Here is a 16381-nt window from a genome sequence, read left to right on the forward strand (position 1 = left end):
TACAACGTCCCCTTTGCAACCTGTACTCAGTTACAATTGGCTTAATTTCTGGTAATTCTACCTTTTGATGAACAATTTCATCTTCTAAAACAACCTTACTTCCTCACATACAAATCTTACCAATTGTGCAGCTCACTACCTCGTCTGCAGCCATTAATTCACGCTTATGCGCCTTATGTCCTGGCTGACCTCCTGGGTTTTTATCACTCTTCTTTTTTCCTTTCTTACGATATATATCTCGTGATGGTGGCAGCGATGAATTTTGTGAATTTAAGCCCAATTTGTCTTCTAATTCAATTATTTTTGCTTTCAGGCTATCATTTTCTGTAATCAGCGCTTTTATTTCTTCCTTGAGATTATCGTTTTCTGCTACAATCTCCTTTTGCAGCACAGTTGTCATTTACCCATTCCATATTTAGCTTCCTATTTCTTTACACTTTTATATTTACTTTGTGAACCACCTTATCTCCGTGAACGGTTACCAATAATCTTGCACGTGTGCGTATTACTGCTGCTAGCCCTTGGATATCGTAAACCTTGTGTCCTTATCAAGAAAAGATGTGGAAAAAATGTGTAGCAGGATTTCCTACTATCCAACCTGGTGCTTCTCTTCCATTTTCCCACTTAGCGAATCTGATCTTTTCCTGTAGGTAATACTCCCTATAAACGCAAATTCTGGATTAAGGAAGGAAGTATAGGAAATAGAAGGCTTTTTGGATTTGATGGAATAGGAGATGAGAGTAGAAAAGATATGAACCAAGAAATCAACAGGGGATCTATGGCGAGTGTGTTCAATTTCTAGTCTATTTTTTAGGTAACCAAAAACAGTCTCAATGATAGACCTTTTTCTCAGTAAAATCTTCTCATTTAGCGAAATTAATGTATTTTTCATACCTTTTTTCACCTTGGTAACAAGTTTCAAACCTCGGTCAAACAGCTTCTGAAAAAGCTCTTTTGCAATATAACCTTTGTCACCAAACAAAAGGCCGGTTAATTTTTCCGTCAAATTTGGCACAGGTATCCTATCATCAACATTGCCTTTTGTTAGCGTAAGTGCATGAATTTCACCATTTTCATTGATTACCATATGTAATTTGAAACCAAAAAACCAGCCGTAAGTACTCTTGCTTAATTTTGCAATTCCAGCAAAAACTTTGTTTTTGGATATTCTTTTTGCATGACAAACTGCAATGGGAGTTGTGTCTATATATGAAATTCCAGTGTTTTCTGACTGTCCACAAAGCCAATGCAACAACATTGCTAAATGCCACAAAACCCTAGGCTTTAGAGCAACAAACCTGGTATATGAAGGCAACTTTGGAAACTCTGATTTGTAGAGCAACGTTAGGTAGTGTAGATAGAAAGTTTTGAAATTTTTACACGGAGATTGTTGATATAGCAGGATTATTGTCATGATTTCAGAGTGCTCAATTTCCGTTGTTCTTGTGGGTTTTTTACCATTTGGCAGTAGTTTGCCTGCAAAATTTTTCTCTATATCTCTGCAAAAATCATCGACCAAACAAAACAGTTTTGTTATATCTTCCATGGGTAACCTCATCTATTTTTTTATAATTGCTGAGTTTACCCTGTTTTCTGCCTTTTCTATTCTCCTTTAATCCAGAATTCGCGTTATAAAGGATTTTTATGACTTACAATTTTTCTTCGTATCCACGTATGGATTCATGTACTCCTGTGCGCACAGCTTGCATAACTGACCCACGGTACCATCATAACTTTGACCCACGTTGCCATAACCGCTTTGACTCGCGGCATGATGGACTCGAATTAAATATACAGCTCCCCGAATTCGATTTAAATATACCACCTTGTCCTGCTTGTCCTGATACTGTTTGTCCCCCTGCTCCTGCTTGTCCCCCTTGTCCACAAGTTAAGCCTGAACCTGAATCTAAAACAATCGTTGATCTTTCAAAGCTTGTAATAACGGTCAATCCAATAACTGATGATATTATTGATATTGAGACCCAAAAGCCAACAGGCTACAAGTTTAAAGAATGTGCAGAAATTATTCAGAATGCTAAAAACAACCTTCAGGTTATAGATGGTAAACTTGTGGGCAGTTGTGAAAACAATTCTGTATGTGATAAATGTGTAGAAGTAATAAACTCTTCTATATTAGATGCAAAAAGTGCTGAAGCCTTTTTTTCTACCCACAATATGTCAGTGTTAGAAGGCACTGTTCATATTATATAAAAGTAATACAGTGTGTACATTGTTAGTACACACTTCCATCTTATGGCTAATTTTTTAATAATTTTATTTACTAATGGAGATATTTTATGCCAACGAATACTTTTTCTTGTCCGAATCAAAAAAATGCAAATCATGTACGTATATTGCCACTTGATGCGTGCTATGTCAGTGATATGTTGAAAATTAATTTGTTCACAAAGTTGGATGATTGTAAAGTCAATAAGAGTAAGTTGATTTATGATAAATGTGGTAAAGATCTTAAGTGTAAGATTGATGATAAGACTATGAATGAACTAAAAGAAAATATTAAGAATGAACTGGAGAAAGGTCTTAAGTGTGAAATTGATGATAAGACTAAGAATGAACTGAAAGAAAATATTAAGAATGAACTAAAGAAAGATCTTAAGTGTGAGATTGATGATGAGACTAAGAATGAATTAGAAGAAAATATTAAGAATGAACTAAAGAAAGAGAAAGAGCCCGATGATGTTGAAGAGCTTGATGCTGGTAATGATGGTTACAGCGAAGGTATTGCTTTCTCTTACCATGGTTACGGCAACGACTTAATATAAACTCTGATCTAGGAAGATAAAATAGTTAAGATAAACCTTCAACTAGTCCCACTTATTCGCTATATTGTTGGAGGTTTTCATAGTTTTTCTAGTTGATGAACATTTTCAAGCAGGTTTCCTCTCTAATTTCCAGCAAATTAAACGAGTTGAAGCAAAGGGGTATTATAAATACAAATACAACAAACTTTATCGTAGAACCCCCAAGTAACAGAGCACATGGAGACATTTACACAAACGTTGCCATGGTGCTTGCAAAGCATGAAAAGAAGAATCCCATTGAAATTGCAGAGGTTTTAGCCAAAGAATTTGAACTTTTTGATGAAGTTGCAAAAGTGGAAATAGCAGGCCCTGGTTTCATCAACATGCACTTAAAAATAGAAGTGTGGCATGGAATTTTAAAACAAATAAATGAGCTAAAAACAGAGTTTGGCACCCTAGATATAGGAAACAATCAGGCGATCAATGTTGAGTTTGTATCCGCAAATCCAACCGGTCCACTGCATATTGGTCATGCAAGAGGGGCAGTATTTGGTGACGTTCTGGCAAATTTATTGAAAAAAGTTGGTTATAAAGTTACTAAGGAATACTATATTAATGATGCTGGAGCGCAGATAGATATACTAATAAAGTCAGTATATTTGCGGTATAAGGAAGCTCTGGGAGAAAAAATCAGTATAGAAAAAGGTTTATACCCAGGTGAATATTTAAAACCAATAGGGGAGGGGCTAGCTAAAAAATATGGCAAGGAATTTCTAAAAAAGCAAGATAATCAAATAATTAGGGAATATACTTTAAGTTTTATCTTAGAACTCATAAAGGAAGACATGAACTTGCTTGGAGTAAATCATGATGTTTTTACTTCAGAGTATGAGCTACAAAAAAGTGGCAAAATTGAAGAGAGTATAAAGATATTGTCTGACAAGGGTCTAGTGTATGAAGGGTACCTGGAGAAACCAAAAGGCAAAGAAAGCGAAAATTGGACTTCCAGAAAAGAGATGCTATTTCGCTCTACAAAATTTGGTGATGACGTTGACCGTGCATTGAAGAAAGAGGACGGCAGTTGGACTTATTTTGCCTCGGATATCGCTTACCATTTTGATAAGATATCGCGTGGTTTTAACAATATGATCGTAGAGCTTGGTAGTGACCACGGCGGTTATGTCAAAAGACTCAAAGCAGTCGTCTCTGCGCTCAGTGATGATCAAGCAAAAATAGAGGTAAAACTGCATAATATTGTGAATTTTTTCGAGAACGGCAAACCTGTTAAGATGTCCAAAAGATCAGGAAACTTCCTAACAGCAAGAGATGTAGTGGAAGAAGTTGGCAGGGACATAACTCGTTTTATAATGCTAACACGCAAGAATGATATGGTCTTGGACTTTGATTTTGCTAAAGTTAAAGAACAGTCAAAAGATAATCCTATTTTTTATGTGCAATATGCGCATGCTCGTGCTCATTCGTTAATGCGTAATGCTCCAAAAGAGCTCCCAACAGCAGATCCTTCACTTTTAAGGACAGGTGGGGAGCTCTTCCTCATAAAAACCTTAGCAAAGTGGCCAGATGTGGTAGAAATTGCAGCAAGGCTTTGTGAGCCACACAGAATTACTTTCTACTTACTTGAAGTTGCAGAAGCGTTTCACGTTTTGTGGGGGTATGGCAAGAGTGATTTAAACATGCGTTTCATACTGGAAGACAACTTAAACCTCACCGCTGCAAGAATGTTTCTCGTGCAGGCCTTAGCACACGTCATCGCTTCTGGACTTTCTATCTTCAATATAGAGCCTTTGGAAGAGATGAGTTGATTTTTTTATGCAAGATTGTTTTTTCAACGAATAGAGAAGTTGACAAAATTAAGTAAAAATGTTATAGTTTATAGTAGTATTTTCTGGTTAATATATGGCTCACAGTCAAAAAAAGCTCAATGTTAATGTAAGTTTTGACAGTAAATTGGCTCAGTATCTTACAGAAATGGCAGAGACTCAAAATAAAACTATTCCTGAAGTTTTAGTAGATTTAGTGGAAGAAGAGTTCGAAGAAGATGTAGAGCTATCCAAAATAGCTGACGATCGCCTCTCTGAAGGTGAAGAAGAAGTAGAGGATGATGAAAACATCTGGAAATAAAACTTACACTATAAAATTCTTAAAAAATGTTATTGAAAAAGAAATTCCAGCTCTTCCGGCAAAGATTAAATTAATGGTTCAGGAGGCCATAAAGAAACGCCTGACAGTTGATCCTTTTAATCTAGGAAAGCCTTTATGTCATAGCTTTAGAGGGCAATATAGGATAAGGGTTAGCAACTACCGTATAATTTACATCATAAATCATTCAGAACGTAAAGTGCTTATTACTGCAGTGGGGTATAGAAAAAACATTTACAAACACAGAAGATTACACAATTAAAAATATAAGAAAGATCTCACCGCTGTAACTCGTCCAAGCCTTAGCACACGTCATTGCTTCTGGACTTTCTATCTTTAATGTAGAGCCGTTAGAAGAAATGAGTTGATTTTTTTTTGTTACAATATGTAATGATCAAAATATTATTCAAAGTAGGGTAAAGTTATGACGATCAGTTTTAGGGAGTATTCAACTGTATTTACTGAAGTTGCGGAACAGACAGATTTAAATGGAAATAACATAATTAAAAGAATAAAAGGGCAGTTTAAATCACGCCAAAGTGACTATGAGGAGTGGCAAGCAGCCAATTTTCATGTGGACTTCTTATTTCAATCTATTCTTTGTCAAGGTAACGAAGAAGATAAACACACGTTATTACATTTAGCTGCTCACACAGGCCGTATCAAGATAATCAAAGCTCTAATAAACAAGGTGCAGATGTTAATGCAGTGAGTCAAAATCATAAAAATACTCCTTTGCATGTGGCTATTGGCGAGATAGATGTAATAAATGCTCTATTAGACAAGGGTGCAAAGGTTAATGCAGTGAATAAATTGGGAGATACTCCTTTGCATATAGCTGTTAAGGATGGCAATGTAAATTTAGTAAAGGCTCTATTAGATAAGGGTGCAAATTTTTTATTAAAGAATAAAGATGGCAAGACTCCAAAAGACTTAGCTATAGATGATAGAATAAAAAAGCTTCTGAAAGAATACATCAGCAACCCAAAAAGGTATTTACGCCGGTAGTGCAACCGCATTATTAGGCACTGCAGCAGTAGCACTTTTTGCAACCGGAACAGTTGCAATTGAGTTAATACCTATAGTGATAGCGGTAGCCACAGTCGCAATAGCAGCACTAGCAGTTGGTGGTATCACATATATGATGTTAAAACCTAGTACTGAAATGGATGAAGTGGAAGAAGAACAAGGCTTGGTAAATAAATGGGAAGTAAGGAGCCAACACTGGTCTCCATCCAAAAGGGTGTCATCCTAGTGCCCAGACTACTTGGATCCAGAAAAGTTTACTTGCTTACAAGCAAACTGATTTGGTGAGTATAAAAGTATAGCTAACGCAAGCTCTACGTCATACCGTCACGGTATCTTTAGATCCAGCTAACAAGCAGCAGGATACTTAACTGTCATACCGCGATTCATTCGCGGTATCTTTTAGCCGCTAACACGTAGCGGGATGACGATTGTCAGGCCAGCACCCTATAAACGCGAATTCTGGATTAAAGGAGAATAGAAAAGGCAGAAAACAGGGTAAACTCAGCAATTATAAAAAAATAGATGAGGTTACCCATGGAAGACATAACAAAACTGTTTTGTTTGGTCGATGATTTTTGCAGAGATATAGAGAAAATTTTGCAGGCAAACTACTGCCAAATGGTAAAAAACCCACAAGAACAACGGAAATTGAGCACTCTGAAATCATGACAATAATCCTGCTATATCAACAATCTCCGTGTAAAAATTTCAAAACTTTCTATCTACATTACCTAACGTTGCTCTACAAATCAGAGTTTCCAAAGTTGCCTTCATATACCAGGTTTGTTGCTCTAAAGCCTAGGGTTTTGTGGCATTTAGCAATGTTGTTGCATTGGCTTTGTGGACAGTCAGAAAACACTGGAATTTCATATATAGACACAACTCCCATTGCAGTTTGTCATGCAAAAAGAATATCCAAAAACAAAGTTTTTGCTGGAATTGCAAAATTAAGCAAGAGTACTTACGGCTGGTTTTTTGGTTTCAAATTACATATGGTAATCAATGAAAATGGTGAAATTCATGCACTTACGCTAACAAAAGGCAATGTTGATGATAGGATACCTGTGCCAAATTTGACGGAAAAATTAACCGGCCTTTTGTTTGGTGACAAAGGTTATATTGCAAAAGAGCTTTTTCAGAAGCTGTTTGACCGAGGTTTGAAACTTGTTACCAAGGTGAAAAAAGGTATGAAAAATACATTAATTTCGCTAAATGAGAAGATTTTACTGAGAAAAAGGTCTATCATTGAGACTGTTTTTGGTTACCTAAAAAATAGACTAGAAATTGAACACACTCGCCATAGATCCCCTGTTGATTTCTTGGTTCATATCTTTTCTACTCTCATCTCCTATTCCATCAAATCCAAAAAGCCTTCTATTTCCTATACTTCCTTCCTTAATCCAGAATTTGCGTTTATTTGAGCCATCAAGAATAAAAGTAAAACGCAAGACAATATTTCAGCCAGTGTTGATCTACTGCTAGATTGTGTTATAAACATACCTTCCCAATAAAAATAACTTATTGAATGTAATATATGTGTATAAGAGGTTTTGCAATTTAAATTTTGCTTATATTGTGCTACAATGAATTATTTATGCACTATTAAATTAAAAATGATGAGTAAACAAGATCTATTATCGTTGATGAAAGCAAGACACAGCGGACGTTCATACGATCCTACAAGAGCAATATCTCAGGAAGACATGGATATTTTAATGGAAGCTGTAAGGCTAACTCCCTCATGTTTTGGTGATGAACCCTGGAGATACGTAATATGCAACAAACAGAACAATCAAAGCGCATGGGAAAAGCTGCTAAATTGTCTTGATGAATCTAATCAAAAATGGGCAAAAGATGCACAAGTGTTAATCATATCTTTCAGTGCTAAAAATTTCCGCAAATCTGGTAAAGGAGAAAATCTTTGGGCTAATCACGACACTGGTGCAGCGAATTATGGACTTATGTTACAAGCTGCAGCTATGAACTTAATGGCCCATCAAATGGGTGGATTTGATAGAGATAAAATAGTAGAAAGATTCAACATATCCGATGATTTTAATGTAATGTCAGTGATAGCGGTTGGTTACGAAGAAGAGGGCGCTGAAACAAGTAAGAAAAAAAGGAGACCAATAGAAGAAATATTTTTTTATGATGAGTGGCCAAGGTCCTGAAAATTTTATCAAAATGCACGGCACTGGTAACAACTTCGTTATCATAGACTCACGTTCAACAAACAATTTAGACTGGAACCATAGACAAATTGCTGATCAAAGCAGTTGTGATCAAGTGATAATTATAACAATGTCTAATGCTGCAGACTGCTTTATGCATATCTATAATGCTGATGGTAGCAAAGCTGAAATGTGCGGAAATGCAGCACGTTGCGTTGGATATTTGCTAATGTCAAAAAAAGGTACTGAGTATATCACTATTGAGCTGGTAAACAAACGCATTTTAGAGTGTTTTAAAGTGGGTGATAAATCAATAAAGGTCAATATGGGTAAACCACTGCTTAAATGGCATGAAATTCCTCTTTCTTGTGAATGCGATCCCCTTTATCTACCTATAGAGCTTGAAATGCTGAAAGAGCCAGTTGCAGTAAATATTGGTAATCCTCACATAGTTTTTTTTGTTGATAACGTAAATGAAATACCATTGCAAAGTTTAGGACCAAAGCTGGAAAATCACGAATTATTTCCTCAGAAAATTAATATTAGTATTGCACAAGTTGAAAAGTCTGGAGAAATAGCTTTAAGAGTTTGGGAAAGAGGTACAGGCATTACTGCATCATGCGGTAGTGCAGCTTGTGCAACGCTTGTTGCATCCACACTACGTGGATATCTGGCTACCCAACAGACTTCAGTAAATTTACCAGGAGGAAAGTTATTAATCGAATGGGCAAATAACGTATTCATGACCGGTGATATAGGGTTTTTGTAACCCTAATTCTAGTGATGCATTACTTCCAAAACTTTTTTACCAATCACCGCAGGAGTCTCTGCAATTGTAATTCCAGCGCTTCGCATAACTTCTAGTTTTGCACCAGCACTTCCACCGCTGGAAGAGATGATTGCTCCAGCGTGTCCCATACGTCTTCCTGAAGGTGCCGTTTGGCCTGCTACAAAACCAATGATTGGCTTTTTAGTTTTTTCTGTTTTCACAAAATGTGATACATCTTCTTCTTCATTTCCACCTATTTCACCAATAACTACAATACCATGAGTATCGTTATCTTTTAAAAAGAGCTCCATACAGTCGACAAATGTCATACCATGAACTGGATCTCCCCCAATTCCGATACACGTGCATTGACCAAGACCAACAGCAGTTGTTTGTGCTACTGCTTCGTAAGTTAAAGTTCCAGAGCGAGACATAATTCCTATGTGTCCACGCTTATGAATATGGCCAGGCATAATTCCTATTTTGCATTCTTCAGGTGTAATAATTCCCGGACAGTTGGGACCAATCAATCGACTTTTTGAATCAACAAGCGCGCGCTTAACTTTCACCATATCAAGTATAGGAATGCCCTCTGTAATACAAACTATCAATTCTATTTTTGCATCTATTGCTTCAAGTATTGCAGCAGCAGCAAATTTAGCAGGTACATATATAACTGTAGCATTTGCACCGGTTTTTTCTTTGGCTTCTGCCACAGTATTAAAAACTGGTAAACTAAGGTGAGTGCTACCACCCTTTCCAGGAGTTACACCGCCAACCATTTTCGTCCCGTAGTCAATAGCTTGCTCTGAATGAAACGTACCTTGTGCACCAGTAAAACCCTGGCATATTAATCTTGTATCTTTATTTACTAAAACGGACATGCTTTATTTTACCTCTTTTACTATCTTTTGCGCAGCATCACCCAGTTCATCTGCAGCAATAATATTTAATCCTGACTCTTCTAAGATTTTTTTTCCTTCCTCAAAATTAGTACCTGATAACCTAACCACTAAAGGAACTTTAATACTCATTTCTTTTGCAGCCGCAACAATTCCACTTGCGATAATATCGCAACGCATTATACCACCAAATATATTAACCAAAATTCCTCTTACGTTGCTATCAGACAATATGATTTTAAATGCTTCAGTTACAGTTTCTTTACTCGCTCCACCACCAACATCCAAAAAGTTAGCAGGCTCTGCTCCGTAGTATTTTATTATATCCATTGTTGCCATAGCAAGACCTGCACCATTTACCATGCAACCAATACTGCCATCCATTTTGATGTAACTGAGCCCATACTTTGAAGCCTCTATCTCTTCTTTCACTTCTTCATCATAATCACGAAGTTCCATAATTTCTGGGTGACGATATAAAGCATTATCATCGAAATTAATTTTCGCATCGAGCGCAGTAAAATCTCCAGAATTTGTTTCAACCAGTGGATTAATTTCAATTTGGCTCGCGTCAGTTGCAATAAACGCATCATATATTTTCTTTGCAATGTTCGATATCTTTTCTATTTGTTCTGGACTCAAATGAAAACTGCTGCTTAACTTGCTGCTATCAAAACTTGTAGCAGAATCAATATCAAATTTCACAATTTTTGCAGGAGAATTTTTTGCCACTTCTTCGATGTCCATTCCACCTTCTGAGGAAAATATGAATATTGGCCTACTGAGCTTCGGGTCGATTACCAGGCTTAAATAATACTCTTTCTTAATGCTTGAGCCTTCTTCAACGTACACTTTTCTTACTTGCTGCCCGCTTGGACCTGTTTGATGAGTAACTAAAGTCATACCAATCATGTCCTTTACAAACTGTTGAGCTTCTTCAGCTGACTTTGCTAGCTTTACGCCACCGGCTTTACCCCTACCACCTGCATGAATTTGAGCTTTAACTACAAACACTTCAGATTTTAATTGACTTACTTGAGTCTTTACTTCTTCCGCGGATGTAGCAACAAAACCTTTTGGCACTGGGACATTAAATTTATGCAAAACTTCTTTCGCTTGATATTCGTGAATATTCATAAAATAACCAATGATAAACTATTAACTTGAGTACAAACTACCAACCATAACGCTGCCTTCTGCACTCTTGTTGGTATCTCTTTTTTTTAGCTTCAGCTTTCTTTTTAGCTCTTTTTTCTGATTTTTTTTCATGATATTGTTTTTTCATTTTCAACCCTCTTCCTTCCTTTTGAGTTGTTTTTTTCAATACTGGAAGAGCTCTGTCTACATCACCATAATGGACTGATACTTCTATCAAACTCTATACCTCCTTCGGTAATCATTTCAAAATCTATTTATAAATTAGAAAATTAACATTGTCAATTATTTTATAAACTTGAGCGTTAAAATGTAACATGCCATAATTTATATAGTAAATAATGTCATTCCAGTGTCAGCTACTTGCTTACTGATGGAGATTGCTCTTATGTTACAGCGTTCTTACAATTATACTAACATCGGGGCGGAGAGATTTGAACTCCCGACCCTTTGGTCCCAAACCAAATGCGCTACCAGGCTGCGCTACGCCCCGACTTCTTTATTCAGAGTATCAATAACTCAGGCAAAATGCAAGGTTCATTTGTTTACTTTAGAAAAAATATAATATGAGATTTAATATTATATTAGAATATGTTTTTTATTAGCTCCTCTTTAACAACAGACTGCTTCGTAGAAAGTCTACAGAGTTTTTGTGCGCGCAACACTGAACCAGATTTCTTTATCTTAGCCATATTTAAAAATCTAGCTACACCAATTGGTGAAAGTGAGTGCAGCAACCACAGCGGTATCGACCCTTAAAATTCTTTTTCCTAGACTCAATTTTTGACAAAACTTATCGGCAAGATCAAGTTCATAAGATGAAAAACCACCTTCAGGGCCAACAATAATAGCAACATTTTTCTTACCTTTCAGCACTTTATCAGCTTTACCTGTTTCATCACATAAAACAAAATTTTTACTCTGGGAATCAGGTAACTCACAAAAGTTAATAGGAGGCAAAATCTCTGGTATACTTATCCTACCGGATTGTTCCGCAGCTTCGATTGCCTGTAATTTTGCTCTACTTAGGTTAATATTTTTTACCACTGTACGTTCCGTTGAAATAAATTGAATGCAGGTTACTCCCATTTCAGTTGCCTGTCTTACTATGTTGTTCAAAGCAGCACTTTTTACCATGGCACAATACAGGTATAAATTTTCCTCATATTGCTGTTGTTTAGTGCATTCTTTGGGTGTAACTTCTGTCAATTTACGCGGTATATTAACTACTTCTCCTAACCATTCTCCATCTTTTCCATTAAAAAGAGAGAGATTATCATACTTCTTAAGCTGCATTACATTGCAAATATAGTGACTTTGTTGTGGATTAAGTGCTAAACTCACGCCTTGTGATAAAGCTTCTTCAACATAGAGCCTAATTTTTCCCATTCAAAACTTTAATTATATTCTACTTGAGTGACTCTTACGGGATTTGAACCCGTGTTACCACCGTGAAAGGGTGGTGTCCTAACCACTAGACGAAAGAGTCAACTTGAATCTAACTAGGTTATATCGATTACATATATAAAGTCAATTCAATTATTTTGAATCACATAATTAGAGGGATATATCAGTAATCTTATATCGACAGCCTCCTATTACTCCATGCTCAATACTCACTGAACCCATCTCAGATTTAGGAGCTAATTCTAATTGTTGTTCAACTTTTGTATCGGAATCATAGCCAGAATCGTAGCCAGAATCTCTACGCTCATATTTCTGCCTTATTTCTTCTACACTAAAGCCAGCCTTGGTCTTAATTTTTTGATCATTAGTCTGTTGCTGACTTATCGACTTATTAACGCAAATTCTGGATTAAGGAAGGAAGTATAGGAAATAGAAGGCTTTTTGGATTTGATGGAATAGGAGATGAGAGTAGAAAAGATATGAACCAAGAAATCAACAGGGGATCTATGGCGAGTGTGTTCAATTTCTAGTCTATTTTTTAGGTAACATAGACCTTTTTCTCAGTAAAATCTTCTCATTTAGCGAAATTAATGTATTTTTCATACCTTTTTTCACCTTGGTAACAAGTTTCAAACCTCGGTCAAACAGCTTCTGAAAAAGCTCTTTTGCAATATAACCTTTGTCACCAAACAAAAGGCCGGTTAATTTTTCCGTCAAATTTGGCACAGGTATCCTATCATCAACATTGCCTTTTGTTAGCGTAAGTGCATGAATTTCACCATTTTCATTGATTACCATATGTAATTTGAAACCAAAAAACCAGCCGTAAGTACTCTTGCTTAATTTTGCAATTCCAGCAAAAACTTTGTTTTTGGATATTCTTTTTGCATGACAAACTGCAATGGGAGTTGTGTCTATATATGAAATTCCAGTGTTTTCTGACTGTCCACAAAGCCAATGCAACAACATTGCTAAATGCCACAAAACCCTAGGCTTTAGAGCAACAAACCTGGTATATGAAGGCAACTTTGGAAACTCTGATTTGTAGAGCAACGTTAGGTAATGTAGATAGAAAGTTTTGAAATTTTTACACGGAGATTGTTGATATAGCAGGATTATTGTCATGATTTCAGAGTGCTCAATTTCCGTTGTTCTTGTGGGTTTTTTACCATTTGGCAGTAGTTTGCCTGCAAAATTTTCTCTATATCTCTGCAAAAATCATCGACCAAACAAAACAGTTTTGTTATATCTTCCATGGGTAACCTCATCTATTTTTTTATAACTGCTGAGTTTACCCTGTTTTCTGCCTTTTCTATTCTCCTTTAATCCAGAATTCGCGTTAGTACCAAACCTTCTATACTAACGGCAAGAGATACCGTCTCGCCAGTCAACAAGAAAATTATAAAAATTGAATCTTAAGCTGCATTGTAAAATCAAAAAGTACTTCCAACTGTGTAGCGGTATAGTTAATGTATATATTGATAAGTAAATTTCTGTTGTTTTGTATGTATAAAACTAATTTACTTATCAATATATACACTAACCAACTACATTCAATAAATTTGTATAAGATAATATTTTACATAAGATAAAATGGAAGCATTTTTTGATTTTAAAGCACTAAACCTTCAGTCAACATCCTAGCTCTGTAGTTCTTGATATGATTTGGATCAAAAGCACTTTTGGATGTCAGAATACCGAAAATGATATGGAGTAACTTACGCATTGCAGCACCAACGATGGCCATATTATGCTTACCCTTTTCCTTTAATCTTTGGCAAAAACTCATAATGATAGGATTGTGATTCTTAGCTACTATGGCAGGAAAGAACAGAGCCTTGCGTAGTGTTCGTGAACCTGATTTACTTAATCTGGGCTTGGCATGTACAGATGAACCTGACGTTATATTTTGTGATATAGTTCCTGCATATGCTGCCAATTGCCTGGCATTTATAAAATCCTTTATGTCAGGAATTTCCGCTAAAATAGCTATTGCTGATTCCTCTCCTATTCCTGGAATAGTCAGTAGAAGTTGAAAATTTTCCAACAACTCTTTGTGTTGCTTTAATAATTCACGTATGGAGTTTTTTATTGTTTCTATTTTTTGCTCTATGTTCATTGCAAGGTCTTCCCAAGCATTTGCAACTTCTTTAGGCAGTCTCTCTTTTTTTTCTAAGTGGTTATTTACTAATGTCAATTCATCTTTTAACGCAGCCGAGCAACGATAAAGATGTTTTAATTTTTTCTTTTCGGGAGAAGGTGGTGCCCAGCGAGTTGGTTCCTGCCTTTGGCAATAATCTGCAATAATTTCTGCATCGGTCTGATCATTCTTTTGTCGTACAAGCTTACTCCTCGCATAAGATTTTATGCAATAAGGATTTACAACACTAACAAAATATCCAGCATTGTGAAGAAATTCAGCCAAAGCTTCACCATAACAACCAGTAGCTTCCATACAGGCTTTTACTTCTTCTACATTATGTTTTTGTAGAAAGTCCTGCAAACCTTGAAACCCAGAATCCTCGTTTTTAAAATTCCTTTTCCTAGTTTCACGTTTTCCTTTTTTGCTTATGAATGAAAGAAAAACATCAAAGCGATCTTTTGATATGTCTATTCCTAAAAAGTTGTTGATCATATATAACCCCATACGTTACCATTAAAAATGAAAAGTAAGGCTTACCTTGTGAATACAGAATTAGAACCATTTAGGTTTTTCTACGATACCGTCCAGCCTATACTTTTGAGAAGGGAACTCTTATCTCTTGCACAGATTTTATATCTAAGCCAAATGCTAGAGTTTTTCCCTTCTCCATCTAATGCTTAAGCTTAAAACATTAAATGCTTTTTACAAGATACAAGCCAAATGAAATGATAGAGGACAACCAGAAATTAATAGATAAACTTTGCGATTTCATATCTTAATTTATACCAAGCAAAATTCAACTGAGCCAAAAAAGTTGGTTAGCAAATTCTACTGGTTAAATCATTAACTAACTTTACTTATATCTTAAACACATTCAATTTTCACACTCATCAGCAGTTAGGCCACTTGCTCGCACAATAATATCAATAGCAATACCTGCCTTAACTAGATCTTTTGCAATCTTTATTTTCTCTGCTTTTTTAACTTTTTCCTTGCCGCTTTTCATATCTTCAGATAGAGATTTAACTAACGCATCTAATGATTCTTGTTCTCTGTACTCGTCTATTAAACTCAATAGCCTATTTTCTTCTTTGCTTTCTCTTGTTTTAGGCAGCAGAACTTTAATATTCACTGATAATCCTTCTGCTATTTGATATAATTTGTCAAATGATATGGCAGTGTATCCTATTTCATACTCGTATATTTCCTTGAGTGTTAAACCAACTTTGTTTGCTAAATCTTTCTGAGTATACCTTTTTATCAATCTCCATTCTCTTATTCTTTGCCCTACTCTGTAGTATATAGAATCAGTGCAGACTTCTTTCTCTGTATTATCATACTCGTAAATAGATAAGCCGGTTGCTTGGGAAATTATGTCAACTGAAACTCCTTCTTGCACTAGATTCTTTGCTACTTCTATTTTCGCTTCTTCTTGGCTAATTTTCTCGCTAATATATACGAACCTTACTAATGGATACAGCTTCTTGCGTAACTCCTGATCCTTAATTTCTCTATGTATTTTTGTTAGATAGACTATTTCTTTATCCTCATCTTCATACCAACTGTTTTCTCTTAGTACTGTTGGTCCTGGAAGTAGATCTATAACATTAACTGACAATGCTCCTGCTATTATATACGATTCTTTGATTGTAATAACCTTGCACCCTAGTTCAAAGTTATGTATTTCCTTATGTGTTAAACCAATTTTTCTTGCTAATTTTGCCTGAGTATACCCTTGTACTATCCTACAACCTTCTATTTTTTTCCCTAGCTCGTAGCTTACTGAGCCAATATGCTCTGAATTATCATAGATAAATCCTCTAAAAGCTGTTTTTCCTACAGAAGCAAACATATATTCTATCACAAAAAAAATCCACTATTGG

General features: G+C 35.9%; 18 protein-coding genes, 2 tRNA genes and 4 pseudogenes. 11 read left to right on the forward strand and 13 right to left on the reverse strand.

What is annotated here, in order from left to right:
- Positions 1–103 precede the first annotated feature (103 nt).
- Both OPR17_RS04865 and OPR17_RS04870 read right to left on the reverse strand, forming a co-directional pair.
- Positions 104–400 (reverse strand): DUF6444 domain-containing protein, encoded by a 297-nt coding sequence (locus OPR17_RS04865; protein WP_265021347.1) that lies wholly within the window; start codon positions 398–400, stop codon positions 104–106.
- 282 nt (positions 401–682) lie between these two features.
- Positions 683–1546 (reverse strand): annotated as a pseudogene (locus OPR17_RS04870) (IS982 family transposase); the annotation flags it as partial.
- A gap of 98 nt (positions 1547–1644) precedes the next feature.
- On the opposite strand from OPR17_RS04870, the gene OPR17_RS04875 reads away from it, so the two are divergent.
- The 7 genes from OPR17_RS04875 (at position 1645) to OPR17_RS04905 (ending at position 5930) form a co-directional block, all read left to right on the forward strand.
- Positions 1645–2211: a hypothetical protein gene (locus tag OPR17_RS04875; protein ID WP_265021348.1), complete on the forward strand. Its 567-nt coding sequence runs from the start codon at positions 1645–1647 to the stop codon at positions 2209–2211.
- Positions 2212–2297: 86 nt separating this feature from the next.
- Positions 2298–2783 carry a hypothetical protein gene (locus OPR17_RS04880; protein ID WP_265021349.1) on the forward strand — a complete coding sequence of 162 codons (486 nt, stop codon included), beginning with the start codon at positions 2298–2300 and terminating at the stop codon, positions 2781–2783.
- Positions 2784–2878: 95 nt separating this feature from the next.
- Complete coding sequence (gene argS, locus OPR17_RS04885; protein WP_265021350.1) at positions 2879–4585, forward strand: arginine--tRNA ligase; 1707 nt, start codon at positions 2879–2881, stop codon at positions 4583–4585.
- Between the two features lie 94 nt (positions 4586–4679).
- A complete protein-coding gene (locus tag OPR17_RS04890; RefSeq protein ID WP_010962565.1) occupies positions 4680–4904 on the forward strand; it encodes a hypothetical protein in 225 nt (74 codons plus the stop codon).
- A complete protein-coding gene (locus OPR17_RS04895) occupies positions 4885–5184 on the forward strand; it encodes a type II toxin-antitoxin system RelE family toxin (protein WP_010962566.1) in 300 nt (99 codons plus the stop codon). Before OPR17_RS04890 ends, OPR17_RS04895 begins: the two co-directional genes overlap by 20 nt.
- A gap of 162 nt (positions 5185–5346) precedes the next feature.
- Positions 5347–5634 (forward strand): ankyrin repeat domain-containing protein, encoded by a 288-nt coding sequence (locus tag OPR17_RS04900; protein WP_265021351.1) that lies wholly within the window; start codon positions 5347–5349, stop codon positions 5632–5634.
- Positions 5631–5930: an ankyrin repeat domain-containing protein gene (locus tag OPR17_RS04905; protein WP_265021352.1), complete on the forward strand. Its 300-nt coding sequence runs from the start codon at positions 5631–5633 to the stop codon at positions 5928–5930. The genes OPR17_RS04900 and OPR17_RS04905 overlap by 4 nt, the downstream gene beginning before the upstream one ends.
- Here the strand turns inward: OPR17_RS04905 and OPR17_RS04910 are convergent.
- Positions 5919–6059, reverse strand: a complete 141-nt coding sequence (locus tag OPR17_RS04910; RefSeq protein WP_265021353.1) for a hypothetical protein — start codon at positions 6057–6059, stop codon at positions 5919–5921. The two genes, OPR17_RS04905 and OPR17_RS04910, sit on opposite strands and share 12 nt — an antisense overlap.
- Positions 6060–6379: 320 nt before the next feature.
- Between OPR17_RS04910 and OPR17_RS04915 the strand changes: the two genes are divergently transcribed.
- Both OPR17_RS04915 and OPR17_RS04920 read left to right on the forward strand, forming a co-directional pair.
- Positions 6380–6523, forward strand: coding sequence for a hypothetical protein (locus tag OPR17_RS04915; RefSeq protein ID WP_265021354.1), 144 nt, complete (start codon positions 6380–6382; stop codon positions 6521–6523).
- A pseudogene (locus OPR17_RS04920) lies at positions 6486–7372 on the forward strand (IS982 family transposase). The gene OPR17_RS04915 and the pseudogene OPR17_RS04920 overlap by 38 nt, the downstream one beginning before the upstream one ends.
- Here the strand turns inward: OPR17_RS04920 and OPR17_RS04925 are convergent.
- Positions 7363–7449: pseudogene (locus OPR17_RS04925) on the reverse strand (biotin transporter BioY); the annotation flags it as partial. The pseudogenes OPR17_RS04920 and OPR17_RS04925 overlap by 10 nt on opposite strands.
- Positions 7450–7534: 85 nt before the next feature.
- On the opposite strand from OPR17_RS04925, the gene OPR17_RS04930 reads away from it, so the two are divergent.
- A complete protein-coding gene (locus tag OPR17_RS04930; protein ID WP_265021355.1) occupies positions 7535–8122 on the forward strand; it encodes a nitroreductase family protein in 588 nt (195 codons plus the stop codon).
- Positions 8103–8891 (forward strand): diaminopimelate epimerase, encoded by a 789-nt coding sequence (gene dapF, locus OPR17_RS04935; protein ID WP_265021356.1) that lies wholly within the window; start codon positions 8103–8105, stop codon positions 8889–8891. The genes OPR17_RS04930 and dapF overlap by 20 nt, the downstream gene beginning before the upstream one ends.
- Before the next feature lie 8 nt (positions 8892–8899).
- Here dapF and sucD read toward each other — a convergent pair whose 3' ends face one another.
- From sucD to wmk, 9 genes and pseudogenes are all read right to left on the reverse strand, one after another.
- Positions 8900–9775, reverse strand: coding sequence for a succinate--CoA ligase subunit alpha (gene sucD, locus OPR17_RS04940; protein WP_265021357.1), 876 nt, complete (start codon positions 9773–9775; stop codon positions 8900–8902).
- Between the two features lie 3 nt (positions 9776–9778).
- A complete protein-coding gene (sucC, locus tag OPR17_RS04945; RefSeq protein WP_265021358.1) occupies positions 9779–10930 on the reverse strand; it encodes an ADP-forming succinate--CoA ligase subunit beta in 1152 nt (383 codons plus the stop codon).
- A 37-nt stretch (positions 10931–10967) separates the two neighbouring features.
- Positions 10968–11168, reverse strand: a complete 201-nt coding sequence (gene rpsU / locus OPR17_RS04950) for a 30S ribosomal protein S21 (protein WP_265021359.1) — start codon at positions 11166–11168, stop codon at positions 10968–10970.
- A gap of 199 nt (positions 11169–11367) precedes the next feature.
- Positions 11368–11441, reverse strand: a tRNA-Pro gene (locus tag OPR17_RS04955).
- 209 nt (positions 11442–11650) lie between these two features.
- The gene (locus tag OPR17_RS04960; RefSeq protein ID WP_265021360.1) at positions 11651–12337 is read right to left on the reverse strand and encodes a 16S rRNA (uracil(1498)-N(3))-methyltransferase; all 687 of its coding nucleotides are present in this window, start codon (positions 12335–12337) and stop codon (positions 11651–11653) included.
- A 28-nt stretch (positions 12338–12365) separates the two neighbouring features.
- A tRNA-Glu gene (locus OPR17_RS04965) sits at positions 12366–12437 on the reverse strand.
- Positions 12438–12735: 298 nt separating this feature from the next.
- A pseudogene (locus OPR17_RS04970) lies at positions 12736–13611 on the reverse strand (IS982 family transposase).
- Between the two features lie 356 nt (positions 13612–13967).
- Positions 13968–14990, reverse strand: a complete 1023-nt coding sequence (locus tag OPR17_RS04975; protein ID WP_265021361.1) for an IS110 family RNA-guided transposase — start codon at positions 14988–14990, stop codon at positions 13968–13970.
- Positions 14991–15372: 382 nt separating this feature from the next.
- Positions 15373–16350 carry a WO male-killing family protein Wmk gene (gene wmk / locus OPR17_RS04980; RefSeq protein ID WP_265021362.1) on the reverse strand — a complete coding sequence of 326 codons (978 nt, stop codon included), beginning with the start codon at positions 16348–16350 and terminating at the stop codon, positions 15373–15375.
- Positions 16351–16381: the final 31 nt, after the last annotated feature.

The sequence above is a fragment of the Wolbachia endosymbiont (group A) of Icerya purchasi genome (assembly GCF_947251635.1).
In the GTDB taxonomy this organism is placed as follows: domain Bacteria; phylum Pseudomonadota; class Alphaproteobacteria; order Rickettsiales; family Anaplasmataceae; genus Wolbachia; species Wolbachia pipientis.

Coding starts and splice junctions, on each gene's coding strand:
- OPR17_RS04865 (WP_265021347.1), bottom strand. CDS start 400: ATGACAACTGTGCTGCAAAAGGAGATTGTAGCAGAAAACGATAATCTC.
- OPR17_RS04875 (WP_265021348.1), top strand. CDS start 1,645: ATGACTTACAATTTTTCTTCGTATCCACGTATGGATTCATGTACTCCT.
- OPR17_RS04880 (WP_265021349.1), top strand. CDS start 2,298: ATGCCAACGAATACTTTTTCTTGTCCGAATCAAAAAAATGCAAATCAT.
- argS (WP_265021350.1), top strand. CDS start 2,879: ATGAACATTTTCAAGCAGGTTTCCTCTCTAATTTCCAGCAAATTAAAC.
- OPR17_RS04890 (WP_010962565.1), top strand. CDS start 4,680: ATGGCTCACAGTCAAAAAAAGCTCAATGTTAATGTAAGTTTTGACAGT.
- OPR17_RS04895 (WP_010962566.1), top strand. CDS start 4,885: ATGAAAACATCTGGAAATAAAACTTACACTATAAAATTCTTAAAAAAT.
- OPR17_RS04900 (WP_265021351.1), top strand. CDS start 5,347: ATGACGATCAGTTTTAGGGAGTATTCAACTGTATTTACTGAAGTTGCG.
- OPR17_RS04930 (WP_265021355.1), top strand. CDS start 7,535: ATGAATTATTTATGCACTATTAAATTAAAAATGATGAGTAAACAAGAT.
- dapF (WP_265021356.1), top strand. CDS start 8,103: ATGAGTGGCCAAGGTCCTGAAAATTTTATCAAAATGCACGGCACTGGT.
- sucD (WP_265021357.1), bottom strand. CDS start 9,775: ATGTCCGTTTTAGTAAATAAAGATACAAGATTAATATGCCAGGGTTTT.
- sucC (WP_265021358.1), bottom strand. CDS start 10,930: ATGAATATTCACGAATATCAAGCGAAAGAAGTTTTGCATAAATTTAAT.
- OPR17_RS04960 (WP_265021360.1), bottom strand. CDS start 12,337: ATGGGAAAAATTAGGCTCTATGTTGAAGAAGCTTTATCACAAGGCGTG.
- OPR17_RS04975 (WP_265021361.1), bottom strand. CDS start 14,990: ATGATCAACAACTTTTTAGGAATAGACATATCAAAAGATCGCTTTGAT.
- wmk (WP_265021362.1), bottom strand. CDS start 16,350: ATGTTTGCTTCTGTAGGAAAAACAGCTTTTAGAGGATTTATCTATGAT.